This is a genomic window from Psychrobacter sp. H7-1, from assembly GCF_904846585.1.
GTDB classification, from domain to species: Bacteria; Pseudomonadota; Gammaproteobacteria; order Pseudomonadales; family Moraxellaceae; genus Psychrobacter; species Psychrobacter raelei.
The window spans coordinates 1-15,429 of record NZ_CAJHBH010000017.1 but is presented as its reverse complement, the minus strand read 5'-3'; the positions used below and the strand labels follow the sequence as shown (position 1 = coordinate 15,429).

The window sequence follows — 15,429 nt, the reverse complement described above, 5'->3', positions numbered from 1 at the left end:
ATGATACTCTTTTACAGGACGTAAAAGACATAGCGTGGCTACTGTCATCGAATTAAAAGTCTTGGCTACTAATTGTGTTTAGCCGATAAACAATTATGACGACGGTACAACCAATAGATTATCTCAAGGAGTGTGATATGGCGGGTGTAATACAACCAAAAAATAAAGAGCACGATATTTCTGCTCTTTCCTCTGATCCTAACCAAGAGTTGGTGGCAAACGAAGATCGAGCCACTAAAGGTTCTTTAACCATGGCATGGTGGGGCGTTTGTAGCGCCATGTTCTATTTAGTCATTGGTATTGCGATGGCAGAAAATTATGGGACCAAAAACGCTATTATTGGCTTACTAATAAGCTGCGTTGCTTACGGAATCATAAATGGAATTATTACTCGCTACGCCATTCGCACAGGCATGTCTGTAGCCTTGTTTTCTCGAGTATTATTCGGTCATAAAGGAGCCGCTTTAGCTACACTCATATTTTTTGCCACGGCTATGTATTACGCAGTATTTGAAGGCTCTGTCATTGCTGTTACCTTTAGTCAAACGTATCCATCTGTCCCTTACTGGATCGCAGCTTTAATAGTCGTGGCTTATAGTGTGCCTATGATTATGGGAGGTGTGCAAAATTGGTTAGACAAACTAAATGGCATACTCTTGCCATTTTATATTATAGGACTCATCGCGGCGGTAGTATAACCTTGTATCTTGAATAACCGCTTAATACTGCCAACGAAAGTTGATAAAATAAAGTAATTATTCATGAGCATTGAGAGTATGAGTATAACCTTAGTGCCTAGACACTGTGTAAGAGATTATGCCCAATGCTCATCCCATCATCTTCATATTCTGAATGGTATCCAAGTGCCTCGCCATCTACCAAGGTGTCATGAGTGACACTGCATAGACAAGGGAAGACAATAAGATGACACACTATATCGGCATAGACGTCAGTAAAAACAAGCTAGATATCGCCTGGCTCAAAGCCACTGATAATCTCAAATTTAAAACCAAAGTCTTTAAAAATGATTACAGTGACTACGCTGCTCTTATCAACTGGCTCATTGCTAACATCACTGACGACTTAAGTAATATTCACATCACGGTCGAGGCCACAGGAGTCTATCACGAGAACATCGCCTACTACCTATTTGATAAAGGTCTTAACGTCAGTATTATCAATCCTGCTTATATCAAAAGCTATGCTGCTAGTTTAGGAAGTCGCAACAAGACGGATAAAAAAGACAGTATGTTATTAGCCCGCTACACCTATAGTGCTAAGCCTAAATTATGGACACCGCCGCCAGCAGAGGCGCGTCACCTCAAGTCATTATTGTCGCGCTTAGACGCACTACAAGAAGACTTACAACGTGAGCTGAATCGATTGGAAAAAGCGCAGGCCACAGACACCGCTCCTATCGTTAAAGCTTCTATTGAGCATATGATAGCCTCTTTGCAAGCCGCTATTGTTAAGCTCAATGGTGATATTGATGACCATATCGATCATCATCACAATTTAAAGCAAGATCAGACTCTACTACAAACTATTAAAGGCGTCGGCCCTGTTGTCTCAAAGCAGATGGTGTCGCTGATGCATAATAAGCAGTTTAGTCAAGCGTCACAAATGGCCGCCTTTTTAGGCTTAGTTCCCAAACATAGTGAATCAGGGCTATTTAAAGGCAAGTCTCGCTTAGCAAAGAATGGCTCAAGTGATATCAGAGCCAAACTGTATATGCCAGCGCTAGTCGCCATTAAGCATAATCCTGATATTAAGGCGCAGTATGAGCGACTGCTTGCTAATGGTAAGTGCAAAATGCAGGCTGTCTGTGCAGCGATGCGCAAGCTTGTGCATATCTGTTTCGGTGTGATTAAACATCAGCAGTCTTACCAAGCAAAAGTTGAGCTAATTAGTGCTTGATTTGGCTTTTTTAAGATGGTATCTCTTATAGGCTGTCCAATTTTATTATGCCACTACAAACAGATCTGCTTGTAAAGCTTATATTTATGTAAATATTCCTTGGCAGTTTGAATAAGTGGTATTAATCCTATTTGCCAGTGAATGATAACCTGATATTTTAGCATGGGTTATTTTCTTTCTTCCATTAAACTTGTTTATTATAAGGTATAAATCGTTCCAATTTCATTCATCAATTTACTTCTTCGGATTGCATAGATAAGGTTAGATGTTCTCCTGCTGCTTGAACAATTGGAAACAAGTTAGATTTAACATCAGCAGAGGCTAGATTAACGGGAACGACTAGGCTAATACTACCTATAACTTGCTTGTCATCGAAAATGGGTGCAGAAATACCACAGGCTGATTCACCTAACTCGCCTTGGGTTGAAACCACTCGACTATTACGTAGAATGCGTAGTTGTTTTTTTACTTCATTCCATTCAGAGCCTAAACCAAATTGTTTGAATTGCTCAGAATATTTATTGTAATACCTTTTCACTTGGCGTATTGGAAGATGGGCAAGTACCACTTTTGAAGCTGAACCTTGATATAACGGTCTTGGAAGCCCTCTTTCATAGCTGATTTCATACTCAGCGCGGGTGATAAACTCCTCGTGTACACACATCACTTGGCCACGAAAATAGCGGCAGAGAATCGCCATACTTTTAGATGGGGCACTTTTGAGCATTGTTTGCATAACCTGCTTTGCGGTGCCTATCATGGGATCATCCATTCGCATTCTGCGATCTAGCTCAATAATTGCTGGACCTAAAACATACCTGCCTGACGAAATAGCAACTATGAAACCTTCGGAAGAAAGCGAGCGAAAATATCGATAAGTGTGGCTAGTTGATAGCTGCATATATTCTGCGGCTTCTTCGACAGACCAAGCACTTTTTTCCTCATGAGCAAATAGGCCTAGAAGTATAAGTAGGCGGTCTTGAGAGCTTTTTTTCTTCATTATATTATCACCATTTACACAATTATTTAACTTTTACAATTTTCTATTCTTGCGTAGTTGTAATCGACGACCCTATTAACCATTCATATTTTAGGGGCTGTCCTAGATAAGTAAAATAATCTAGGATAGTCATATGATAAAGAGTAGACCTCTTGCAAAAGTAGCTTCAAATCTCAAAGTATACAACTGAACCCTAAATACTTAAAAGATATGCCAAACATAGCCAAACTACTTGAACAGAATGATGCAGGTTTTAAACGTTATACCGGCATTCACAAAGCCACTTTTGAGCAAATACTAGAAGCCATGCAAGAGCATGAAGCTTCCAAGACCAAATCAGGTCGTCCAAGTGATCTTAGCTTAAAGGCGCAGATTTTACTAGCACTGACCTATTGGCGTGAATACCGAACCCTTTATCATATCGGGATGGACTTTAACGTTCATGAGTCCTTGTTTTTACAACAACAATACACGATAGCTATCAAACCCCGATATTAATAACGTCACCTAAGAAAAGCAAGTTTCATACCTAAGTCTTCTATACTATATAAACAATAGCATTTAGGGTCTTTTCGAGTCATCAAATTAAAATAAATACATGGTAATAGAGAGGTTAATGATATTTCGGATACCACAATATTAGGGTGTTTACCATCCAATAAGTTATAGTTTAGATTAATATTTGGTCTACTTTAGCATTGAATAATGCTTCGCTATCGATATTAATTTCAAAATAACCCTTCATAAAAATTCTCTAAAATTATGATCTTCTAAGTTAATGTCTACGGTTTCTTCGGCACAGTTCGCTTATCCATATATTGTGAATACTTTTATCTTCAGGGCATGGGGTAAAGTTTATCATGATATAAGAGCCAACCCCATGACAGTTCAAGCTCTAGGAAGGTTCGCCTTTACCATGGATCCATATTATTCCACGCATAAACATAACCAAGGACCTCTAAGCTATCTATTTTCGTTCTTGATATTTTTTCATCTGGATATTCTTTGTTCTTACATTGTAGTAGCAGGCCACCATCAGATTGACTAAATAATGCTCTTACCCCGTAAAAGCTATCCCTTCTTATTAAATAAAATTTGCCATTTTTTATAGTCCGTTTAGTTAAATCTATCGAACACTGTGCACCAATAGTGATTATCGGATGCATACTATCGTCTTCTTGATTATAGAATAGAGTCTTTCCTAAGTTGGTGTTCGTCTGTTCAGCAGTTTCAGACTGTGACCTTAATGATTGTTCTACATATTTAAAATTTTCTATAAAAATACTTAAATTGGGATATTTCTTTATCTGTTCTAAGGTCGACCTATTTTGAATAAAATCATCCGCTCTTTTCTCCCATTCTAGCCACTCTTCATACTCTTCAATTTCACGCTCTTGTTCAGCAGAAGGCTCATATCGTTTTTCAAACTCTTCATGCTCACTAAAAATCTTATTCTCAAACTCTTCTTTTAAAAATCTAATACTATATGGAAGTCTAGGTTCTAAACCCAGCTCTGTAATGTAATGATCCCTCATACTTTCTTCGTAAGCGTTCATATAGTCCATAGCGTCGTCAATATCTTCATAAGAACTATAAGGATATTCACCATTCAATAACCAATATTCTGATTCACCTGGAACTTCTGAAAGGCGGAGTAGATATTCGCCACTTGGTTTGGCTTTACCGGCCAACCATTTCAAAATACTTCCTTTAGAAACTCCCGTAGTTTTGACAAACCCTGATATTTAGTGTGTCACCTAAGTAAAATACTAAATAGAAAAAGGAAGATAGCCCTATATTTTATATAGGGTCAGCTTCCTTTTTTATTGTTCATGAAATATAGTCACAGTTTAATACAGATATGTTTAATAATATTCTCAGCACCCAGTTAGTGTAGGAGTTAGCACCTAATAAACTATTTTTACTATGGAGGGTCGGGTGCGTTATAATCTCAAGAATTCTGGTAAACCTCTATTTATCTTAGACTTATTCTGTAAGCCCTATTCAATAATAAGACCCTCCTATGACAACACAAAACTTCTCTCAAACCGCCGCTTTCATCTGGTCTGTCGCTGATCTATTGAGAGGTGACTTTAAGCAATCGCAATACGGCCGCATCATCTTGCCATTTACGCTACTGCGCCGCTTAGAGTGTGTATTAGCTGACCATAAAGAAGCGGTCGTCGAGAAGTATGCCACTATCAAAGACCAAGGTATGCAGGAGGACATGATAGAAAAGCAGCTTACCCGTATCAGTAAGCATGCTTTTTATAATATATCTCCTATGGATTTAAGTAAGCTAGGTCAAAGCGATATCAAGGATAATTTAAACACTTATATTCAGTCATTCTCAAAAGACGCGCGTGAGATATTCGAGCATTTTAAGTTTGAAGAGTTTATCGGTCAGCTAGCAGACGCCAACTTACTTTATAAAGTCGTCCAAAAATTTGCCAATACAGATCTAAGCCCTGAGGCGATTTCTAACCACGATATGGGCTTTGTGTTTGAAGAGCTGATCCGCCGCTTTGCCGAAAGCTCAAACGAGACCGCAGGGGAGCATTTTACCCCTCGTGACATCGTGCGCTTAACGACTTCTTTAGTTTTTATGGAAGATGACGCGGCGCTGACCGAAGACGGTATTATTCGTACTATTTACGATCCGACAGCGGGTACGGGCGGCTTTCTGTCTTCTGGTATGGAATACGTGCTAGAGCTAAACCCTGATGCGCGTATGAGCGCCTTTGGTCAAGAGCTAAATCCTGAATCCTATGCTATCTGTAAAGCTGATATGCTCATTAAAGGACAAGACGTTAGCCGTATCAAGCTGGGCAATACCTTATCCAATGATCAGCTAGCAACTGAGCAGTTCGACTATATGTTATCTAATCCACCGTTCGGTGTGGACTGGAAAAAGATAGCTGGCGAGATCAATGATGAGCATGAGCAAAAAGGCTTTGATGGTCGCTTTGGGGCGGGCTTGCCACGCGTGTCTGATGGATCGCTATTATTCTTAATGCACTTACTGAGCAAGATGCAGAACACGACTGCCAACAGTGAGCAGAGCCGTGCCAATGAGCACCAAGGTAGTCGCATTGGTATCATCTTAAATGGTTCACCGTTATTTACGGGCGGCGCAGGGAGCGGCGAAAGTGAGATTCGGCGTTATATCCTTGAGGCCGATCTATTAGAAGCTATCATCGCCTTGCCAACCGATATGTTCTATAACACGGGTATCGCGACCTATGTCTGGGTATTAAGCAATAAAAAAGCAGCCGCGCGCCGTGGCAAGGTGCAACTGATCGACGGCAGTAACCTATACAGCAAGATGCGTAAATCACTTGGCTCAAAGCGTAATGAGATGAGCGATGAGGATATCAAGACCATTATCCGTAGCTTTGGTGACTTTGAGGTAGTCGATGCGCGCGTGCTTGATAAGCCTGAAGAGGTGAAGTCTAACCGTGGCCGTCAGTCTGCCAATCCTAAAGCGGAACCTGCCAAGACCTTCGCCAGTAAGATATTTGCCACTCATGAGTTTGGCTATCGCCGTATTACCATTGAGCGCCCGCTACGTCTATCGGCTCAGCTTTCTGACGCCGCCATAGAAACGCTACGCTATGCGCCCAAACCATTTGATATGGTCATGCCAGCGCTGTATGAAGCATTTGGTGGTAACTGGACAACTGATAGCAACAGTAACAGCTACGGTGACTTATCAGCGGTTACGACTGAGGCGCGTGCAATGATTAAGGCGGACTTTAGCGAGCTAAAAGAAAAGCAAATCAAAGACGTGCTTGACTCTAAAGTATGGCGAGATCAGCTTAAGATCATGAATAAAGCTAAAGCCTTGCAAGCGGCTATCGGTGAAAACCAATTCGATGACTTTAATGAGTTTGAAAAAGTGTTTAAGCAAGCGTTAAAAGACGCTGAGATTAGCTTAGACACCAAAGAGAAAAAGCAGCTGATGGATGCTATCACTTGGAAAAACCCTGAAGCAGAACCCGTCATCAAAAAAGCAGTCAAGGTTGCCAATCCGCTCTATGGTGCGTTTACTTATCGTTCCAAACATAGCACCGACCATGCCAGCAAGACCAAAATAGTAGAGTTCCAAACAGATAGCGATCTACGTGATTATGAAAACGTACCGCTTAATCCTGAGGTGACCACCACGGAGCTGATCGAAAGTTACTTCGCCCGTGAAGTACAGCCGCATGTGCCTGATGCGTGGATCAATCCTGATAAGACAGATGCAATCGATAAAGAGATTGGCATTGTGGGCTTTGAGATACCATTTAACCGTCATTTTTATGTGTATGAGCCGCCACGTCCGCTTGCCGATATAGACGCGGATTTGGATGCAGTCAGTAGCGAGATTATGCAGTTATTGGGTGAGGTACATTCATAATGGCTGAATTGGTAATGAAGTATCAGCAGTATGCAGAATATAAGGATTCTGGGGTTGAGTGGTTGGGAGAGATTCCTAGTCATTGGGAAGTTGTACCTATAAAACATCTAGCAATTCTTAATCCAAAAAAATCTGCACTATCTCAAGATTTAATGTCTGATGAATGTAGTTTTGTACCAATGGAAAAGCTTAAATTCAATAGTCTTGTTTTAGATGAAAAAAAAGTCATCAAAGACGTTTATGACGGTTATACCTATTTTGAAAATGAAGATATTCTAGTTGCAAAAGTGACTCCGTGCTTTGAAAATAATAATACTACTATAGCTCAAGACCTTATCAATGGGGTTGGTTTTGGATCGTCTGAAATATTCGTTTTACGAGTTAATGACAAGGTTAATAACCGTTACCTATTCTATCGTTTACTAGAAACCATGTTTATTAGTGTAGCTACAGCTGCTATGACAGGTGCAGGAGGATTGCGGCGTGTTCCTGCTGAAACCATTAATACATATCCGATAGCTGTTCCTGATATTAATGAACAAACTCAAATCGCCAACTTCCTCGACTTTGAGACCGCCCAAATCGATACCCTAATCGAAAAACAGCAAACCCTTATCCAACTGTTAAAAGAAAAGCGCCAAGCCGTGATCAGTCATGCCGTGACCAAAGGCTTAAACTCTGATGCCCCGATGAAAGATTCAGGCGTCGAATGGCTTGGGGAAGTGCCTGAGCATTGGAACGTGTTAGCTATTTCAAAATTAACGCAAAAAATTACTAATGGTTATGTAGGACCTACAAGGGACATACTTGTAAAACAAGGTGTTCCTTATGTTCAAGCTACTCATATAAAGCGTGGCAATATAAATTTTGATGATGCATATTTTGTGACAGATAGTTGGAGTAAGAAACATTCGAAATCAATACTAAAAAAAGGGGATGTTCTTGTTGTGCAAACTGGTGCAGGTACTGGGGATATAGGTTTAGTAACAGAAAAGGAAGAAGATTATAACTGTCATGCACTAATTATTTTGCAACCAAAAACTGATTTAATTTTAGGTAGTTATTTATCTTTAATTCTTCAATCCTCTTATGGCTATTCAGCTTTATACTCGATAAGAACAGGTGGTATGCATCCTCATTTAAATTGTGGAGAAGTTAGGTACGTAAAAGTACCAACGCCTACTATTGATGAACAGCAAAAAATAGTTGAGTATATCGAGGGTATGAAGAGTAAGTTTGATGAGTTAACTAGAAGTGCACAGCAAGCCATCCAACTCATGCAAGAACGCCGCACCGCCTTAATATCCGCCGCCGTCACAGGCAAGATTGATGTGAGGGGCTGGCAAGCGCCTGAGTAGCTGTAAATAGAGATTAAGCGCATATTGCGTTTGATAAACAAGAAAATCAATAAAAGGAGTTATATGATGAAAGCAGTTACCGTAGCAGCTCTATTGGCATCAATGGCCGTGACCACCATCGCCCAAGCACAGACCTATAAATGGGAAGATGATTTTTGCAGTATGAAAGGTGACTTTGATAGTAAAAAATATACCGCTAAGCAAATCGAAAACTCATATTTTGTGCTAGAGAGCTTAACCAGATCAAATCTAGAAAGCTTTTTTCCACCGATGGATATTGATGCACTAGACAAGTTATCGATGAAAGACTTAGATAAGCTTACTGAAGAATATATAAAAGTTAAGAATAATATTGAACGACTTGATGTGGTGCCTGAAGCAAAAGGTTATAAGCAAGAGTTGGTCAAATCTATTGACGGCGAATATAAACAAAATAAATTGACGATTTTGGGATATCTGAATCCCAGTGAGGCACTCAAGCAAAGCCCGCAAATGTGTAAAACTTATATTGAGCCGTTATTAAAGAATGAAACGGCTGTGCAAAATAGATGGAAGCAGTTTGTTGAAGAGCAAATTCAAAAACAAGCAGATATCACAGACGATGGTGGTAAGTATTACCGCAGTTTGGCTACCAAGCGCTATCAGGAAGAAAAAGCCAGCAACCCTACTAAGTACGCCAAGATAAACTTAGTGACTTTTGGCTTTGGTAATTGCGTCAATGATCAGGTCTATCATGCCGACTCTGATGAAGTGTTTAGTAATCAGCAAAAGCTCAATAAAACCTTGTTTGGTAAAAGCTTTAAGCAGATGTGCGATGAGCCGTAAAACTTGGATTACGTTTTTTAATGAAGCCGAATAAACCGCCCAACTCGTGCAAGTATGCCGCACCGCTCTAATATCTGCTGCTGTTACGGGTGAGATTGATGTGAGGGGGTGGGTTGTGCCTGACAATATCTAATACCAATATAAAGTAAAGAAAAGTTTAAGATATACTTCTATTAGGATGTTTTTATTAAATTACAGGTTTTTCAAATGACTAGTTTTGAAGATGGCAGTGACTCAAGATATATAGGCGTCGGTGGTGATTTTGCTAATGTATTAGATCATAACGACTATTTGGCTTTGATTAATTCAACAGACACAGCTGGAGTCGTTTTAAGAGCACATTTAATTTTAGAAGATTTTCTTAATATTTGGTGTTCCAAAACATCAGGAAGTGAAGATCTATTTAAAGGCCCTTTTATTGGTTTTAGATCTAAGTTGTCTATAGCTCAGAACCTAGGGTTAGATAGTAAGATTTTTGAAGTATTAGATAGGTTTAATAAGATCAGAAATAGTTATTCGCATAATAGAAAATATACTTTAGAACAAAGTCGTCTAGATGCATTGATTTTATTGGTAGATGACTTACATATATCTGAGAAGCTGTTACCTTGTAAAGACTTCTCTATTTACATTGGAGGAACTGACACAACAAGTGGTAGAAACATAGAAAGAAATTATAAATATGAAGATGCTGATTTAAATAAAAAGATAATTATAGTTTTTATGGTTCTAGTTCTTAACTTACTTAGTTGGATGCAGTCAGAGTTTGAACGTAAAGGTATTAACTATACTATTATTTCGGATTTTCTTGGAAAATAAAGTATCAGAATGAGTAATTGGAATAAAGCTGATTATCGAGTAATAACTTAATTCTCCTGATTATAATAAGAAAAAACTATGACCGACACTACCTACGAATCTGTCTTTCAAGCCGATATCGTCACTCAGATGCAAGCGCACGGCTGGCAGCTGGGCAATCCTAGCGGCTATCAGGCAGAGACCGCACTGTATGAGCAAGACGTGCTGGACTTTGTGCAGACCACCCAGCCGCAGGAATGGGAGAAGTTTTGCCGCACCTTTCCTATCGACTCTGAGCGCCACTTTATCGCCGCCTTAGTCAAGCAGCTCAACAAAGCGGACGCGCAAGCTACCGATAGAGCCTCGCGCACTTATGGCACATTAGGCGTATTGCGTCATGGACTCAAGATTCGTAACGCGCGCTTCTCACTTTGCCAGTTCAAGCCTGAGCACAACCTCAATCCTGAGACCATGGCGCGCTATGAAGCCAATATCTGCCGTGTCGTCCCTGAGGTAGTGTATAGCCCGCACATTGTTGCTAATAAAAGCAGTCTTCAAGATAGCACTGATGGCAAAGTCGCTAAGCGCAACCGTATCGATATCGTGCTATTCGTCAATGGCTTGCCTGTCACTACAATGGAGCTAAAGTCAGAGTTTAAGCAAGCGGTACAAAATGCCATTACTCAGTATAAGAAGACCCGCCTGCCAAAAGACCTTGATACTAAGAAACCTGAGCCTCTGCTAACGTTTAAACGTGGCGCATTGGTTCACTTCGCGGTCAGTCAGTATGAAGTCTATATGACGACAAGGCTGGCAGGTAACCGTACCTACTTCTTACCCTTTAACAAAGGCACTAGTGATGGCGGTGCGGGTAATGACGTGCCAGCGGATAGCAGTCGTTATGCCACCGATTACCTATGGAATGAAGTGCTGACGCCTGATAACTTGCTGGCTATCCTTGGGCACTTTATGCACTTGCAGATAGAGGAAGAAGAGGACGCGATCGGGCGCAAGTCCAAAAAAGAGACCATGATGTTTCCGCGCTATCATCAGTGGGACGTGGTGACCAAGCTGGTCGATGCCGCCATTACTGAGGGCGCAGGTCAAAAGTATCTCATTCAGCATAGTGCGGGTTCGGGTAAGTCTAATTCTATCGCATGGACAGCGCATCAGCTCTCCACCTTATACAACAGCGACGGCGATAAGCAGTTTCATTCTGTCATTGTCATTACTGACCGTACGATACTGGATCAACAACTACAAGATACGATCTATCAGTTTGAACATGCCGATGGCGTGGTTGGACGTATTAATAATAAAGAGGGTGAAGGGTCAAAGTCTGAGAAGCTAGCCAGCGCCTTGGTAAACTCACAACCGATTATCATCGTCACTATCCAAACCTTTCCGTTTGTGCTCAAAGCTATTGAAGACTCCGCTGTCTTAAAGTCACGCCGTTATGCCATCATCGCTGATGAGGCGCATTCCTCACAGACAGGTACTACTGCGCGTAAGCTCAAAGAAGTGTTAGTGTCTGGGGATGACAGTGACAGTAATGATGCAGATAGCGATCAGATGCTCTCTAGTGAAGATATGCTAGATAACGTCATTGCCGCGCGTCGTAACAGTCCTAATCTAAGTTATTACGCTTTTACCGCTACACCTAAGCCAAAAACGATAGAATTGTTTGGAAGGGTGCCTAATCCTGAGTTACCACCGTCAAAACAGAATGTACCTGAGTCTTATCATGTCTACTCGATGCGTCAAGCGATAGAAGAAGGCTTTATCTTAGACGTATTGAAGAACTACACCAACTATAAAGTGGTCTATCAGTTAACCCAAAAGATTGTTGCTGAAGACAAAGAAGTTGATACCCGCCGCGCGACTATCAAGCTTAATAACTGGGTACGCTTGCATGATCATAACATCGCGCAAAAGGTCAAAGTCATCATTGAGCATTTTAATGAAAACGTCAAAGGATTGCTCGGCGGACAGGCCAAAGCAATGGTCGTGACTGGTTCACGTAAAGAGGCAGTACGGTACAAGCTTGCCTTTGATCGCTATATTGCTGATCACGGCTATAAAGGTATTAACGCTATGGTAGCGTTTTCGGGTGAGGTTAGCTTTAACACTGACGATCCTGATAGTAGCGACTTAATTGATCAAAAGTTCAATGAGCATAATATGAACCCTAATCTTAAAGGGCGTGACATGCGCAAAGCCTTTGATAGTGATGATTATCAAGTGATGCTAGTGGCTAATAAATTTCAAACAGGGTTTGATCAGCCCAAATTATGCGCCATGTACGTGGATAAAAAGCTTGGCGGCGTAGACTGTGTGCAGACGCTCTCACGTTTAAACCGTACATATGCTGGCAAGTCAGTGAGTGGTACGTTTGTGCTCGACTTCTTTAACGATCCAGAAGATATATTGGAAGCATTTCAGCCATATTATAAAAACGCTACCTTAGACGACGTGTCTGATCCTGACAGTGTGTTTGATCTGTACGAGAAGCTATGTGCTGGCGGTATATTTGAGTGGTCGAAGGTAGAGCAGTTTGCTATCGCCTTTTATGCCAAAAATAAATCAGGTGCCGCTGTTAGCAATATCTGCAAGCCTGCCGTTGAGCGTTGGCAAAAGCGCTATAAGAATGCACGCGAGCAGGCCGCCAACGCCAAGATGCTACTAGAACGCAGCAAGGCTACGGGAGATGAGGTGCTGATTGCTAACGCTGAGACCGATTATAAAGGCTATAAGGTGGAGCAAGACGCACTTGAGCTATTTAAGAAGGATCTGACCACTTTCACGCGCCAGTATGAGTTCATGTCGCAAATTGTCGATTATGATGATAAAGCGTTGGAGAAGCTGAGTTTGTATGCTCGTCACCTGCAACCTATGCTACGCGAAAAGCTAGATGATGACGACGACGTTGATCTTAGTAATATTGTTATGAGTCACTACCGCTTATCTAAACTTCTTCAACAAGATTTAAAGCTGCAAGAAGAGAGTATTGATCTAAAATCAGGCAGCGGCGGCGGCGGTAGAGCGAGGGACAAGGAAGAGGATTTGTTATCGCAAATTGTGGCGCGGCTTAATGAGATGTTTGATACGGAAAATCTAACCGATAGCGATATGCTCAACTATTCGCAAACGATATGGGATAAGATTAAAGAGAACGATATCGTCATGCAGCAGATTGCTAATAATCCAGCGGATAAGATTATGTTAGGTGATTATCCAGATGCCACGCTAGACGCTATCTTTGATAGCCAAGAAGCGTATCAGGAGATCACTAAGCAGTTGTTGTCTGATTCTAATCGCTTAGCGCAGTTTACGCGGTTCTTATTGGATAACAAATTGAGTGCTTAATAAAGATAAGCTTTAAATTATGCTTGATTAACTAAGAAAGTATGAAAATACACAAAAAGGTAATGCTAGCTTAAAAGTCAAAATAATTAAGGATCAATATGGCTTTTATTTGCATAAAAAATGATGAAAAAATCTATAGTTTTATATATAGTTTAAAAGATTGGATAGCTTTAAAAGAAGATAAAGCGTCCAGTTTCAATATGGCTTGCTGTGGTAATCAGGCAATACTAAAGACAAGTAAGCTAGGTACGCAGTTCTTCGCTCATAAGGCAAAACCTAAAGACTCTGACTGCTCGACTGGTGGTGAAACTGCCGAACACATGCATATCAAATATCTTGTTATGAAAGAATTAGATAGAAATGGTTGGAATGTAGAAGTCGAAAAAAGAGGGGTTACCCCTAGTGGTGAGGAATGGATAGCAGATATCTACGCAGAAAAAGGTAAAGCGAAGATTGCCATTGAAGTGCAATGGAGCCCTCAAACTTTTATAGAAACAAAACGCAGACAAGAAAAATATGCTCAATCAGGTGTAAGGTGTGCGTGGTTGCTTAGAAGTGGCTCAATTAAAGATACCAACGCAATTACAGGCGATTATGCTTATAGTACGAAAGACATACCTGTATTCTCTATTTATAAAAATAAGACGCAGGACAATCAAGCTTATATGATTTATAACGTGAATAAGCTAGACAGCAACAGTAGTCAATACAACCACTGTTCATTTAAGCCTATTACGCTACCATTAGAGAATTTTATACAAAGATTGGTTTCACAAGGCCTAGTTTTTATACCTTATGAGCGATTCACCTCTACAAAGTTTAGATTTAAATCCAACGGTATCACTGAGATGACTTTAGGGGTGAGTAAAGACTCTTGCGCTAAATGTGGTTACTCCAATCCGATAATTTCTGAGGTGAGATATAAAGAAGACTATAAAGTACGTTCTAAGAAAATAAAAGATTGTAGCGATAAAGAGCTTAGAATTATTAATACACATTTTTCTAAGCATTATGTTTTTTCACCCATAAAAAAGGTGCGTAGTGAAATACTCAACAAAGTTTTTATAGTCAATACTTGTGTTGAATGTGGTTTTGTCATAGATAGAGATGGTCAATATAGTACCTATTTAAAAAAAATTTTCACTAAGCCGCTTTTTATAAAGCATTTAGGTCTTAATACAGAAAAATTCTATACTTCGAATACAACTCTTAATACAGAATGTGTTTACCGTGTAAACAACAGTTTCAAAATCAAATATAACGAGAGTTTTGAGTTTGGTAAATGGGTTACTAGAGATAGTGAACCAGTTTAATCAGAATAATTGGCATATATGATTGTTTATAAAAAATCATAAAATTTAATTCACTACTGTAGATTTTGCAATAGCTACTATATAGGTTTGACAGCAATCAAACGTAAGCCTTTTGCCATACTGCGTTTTTGCAAACCATACAACACCAACTATCTTGAGCACGCATATATAGGATATCTGCTGGCATCTCTACCGGGCAAGCACTTGTGCAGTACTCACAGAGCACATCATCTAAACAAGCGTAACATTGAGCAATCGTCTCAAACAATAGATTTGAGTTGATTCTATATTTCTGACATAGCATTTGTACATGTTCAAGATAATGAACCGCCCCGGGATTGTCAGAGACTCATTTATCTGAGAGAATACGACAATGAAAACACGAAACTATACCCCCGAAATGAAAGAGCGCGCCGTCCGTATGCTAATTGAAGCTAAAGACGACTACCC

General features: G+C 40.3%; 11 protein-coding genes and 1 pseudogene. 10 read left to right on the top strand and 2 right to left on the bottom strand.

Going from position 1 to position 15,429, the window contains the following annotated elements; translation table 11 throughout:
- Positions 1-137: 137 nt before the first annotated feature.
- Both JMX92_RS06825 and JMX92_RS06820 read left to right on the top strand, forming a co-directional pair.
- On the top strand, positions 138-698 hold the full coding sequence (locus JMX92_RS06825) for a hypothetical protein (protein ID WP_201544680.1): 561 nt from the start codon (positions 138-140) through the stop codon (positions 696-698).
- A 226-nt stretch (positions 699-924) separates the two neighbouring features.
- The gene (locus JMX92_RS06820; RefSeq protein WP_105244335.1) at positions 925-1,917 is read left to right on the top strand and encodes an IS110 family transposase; all 993 of its coding nucleotides are present in this window, start codon (positions 925-927) and stop codon (positions 1,915-1,917) included.
- 229 nt (positions 1,918-2,146) lie between these two features.
- Here JMX92_RS06820 and JMX92_RS06815 read toward each other — a convergent pair whose 3' ends face one another.
- On the bottom strand, positions 2,147-2,917 hold the full coding sequence (locus tag JMX92_RS06815) for an IclR family transcriptional regulator (protein ID WP_201544678.1): 771 nt from the start codon (positions 2,915-2,917) through the stop codon (positions 2,147-2,149).
- A 210-nt stretch (positions 2,918-3,127) separates the two neighbouring features.
- Here JMX92_RS06815 and JMX92_RS06810 point away from each other — a divergent pair, with 210 nt between their 5' ends.
- Entirely contained in the window at positions 3,128-3,415 is a 288-nt protein-coding gene (locus JMX92_RS06810) for a helix-turn-helix domain-containing protein (protein ID WP_201544676.1), read from the top strand.
- A 413-nt stretch (positions 3,416-3,828) separates the two neighbouring features.
- Here the strand turns inward: JMX92_RS06810 and JMX92_RS06805 are convergent, their stop codons facing one another.
- Positions 3,829-4,617 (bottom strand): helix-turn-helix transcriptional regulator, encoded by a 789-nt coding sequence (locus tag JMX92_RS06805; RefSeq protein ID WP_201544674.1) that lies wholly within the window; start codon positions 4,615-4,617, stop codon positions 3,829-3,831.
- A 323-nt stretch (positions 4,618-4,940) separates the two neighbouring features.
- On the opposite strand from JMX92_RS06805, the gene JMX92_RS06800 reads away from it, so the two are divergent.
- From JMX92_RS06800 to JMX92_RS06775, 7 genes and pseudogenes are all read left to right on the top strand, one after another.
- Positions 4,941-7,319 carry a type I restriction-modification system subunit M gene (locus tag JMX92_RS06800; RefSeq protein ID WP_201544672.1) on the top strand — a complete coding sequence of 793 codons (2,379 nt, stop codon included), beginning with the start codon at positions 4,941-4,943 and terminating at the stop codon, positions 7,317-7,319.
- Entirely contained in the window at positions 7,319-8,677 is a 1,359-nt protein-coding gene (locus tag JMX92_RS06795; protein ID WP_227675298.1) for a restriction endonuclease subunit S, read from the top strand. The genes JMX92_RS06800 and JMX92_RS06795 overlap by 1 nt, the downstream gene beginning before the upstream one ends.
- A 66-nt stretch (positions 8,678-8,743) precedes the next feature.
- Positions 8,744-9,502, top strand: a complete 759-nt coding sequence (locus tag JMX92_RS06790; RefSeq protein ID WP_201544671.1) for a hypothetical protein — start codon at positions 8,744-8,746, stop codon at positions 9,500-9,502.
- Positions 9,503-9,542: 40 nt separating this feature from the next.
- Positions 9,543-9,635 (top strand): annotated as a pseudogene (locus JMX92_RS13765) (type I restriction endonuclease subunit S); the annotation flags it as partial.
- Between the two features lie 74 nt (positions 9,636-9,709).
- Positions 9,710-10,321, top strand: a complete 612-nt coding sequence (locus tag JMX92_RS06785) for a hypothetical protein (protein ID WP_201544670.1) — start codon at positions 9,710-9,712, stop codon at positions 10,319-10,321.
- Between the two features lie 78 nt (positions 10,322-10,399).
- Positions 10,400-13,666 (top strand): type I restriction endonuclease subunit R, encoded by a 3,267-nt coding sequence (locus JMX92_RS06780; protein WP_201544669.1) that lies wholly within the window; start codon positions 10,400-10,402, stop codon positions 13,664-13,666.
- Between the two features lie 98 nt (positions 13,667-13,764).
- Complete coding sequence (locus tag JMX92_RS06775; RefSeq protein ID WP_201544668.1) at positions 13,765-14,979, top strand: competence protein CoiA; 1,215 nt, start codon at positions 13,765-13,767, stop codon at positions 14,977-14,979.
- The last annotated feature ends 450 nt before the right edge of the window (positions 14,980-15,429 follow it).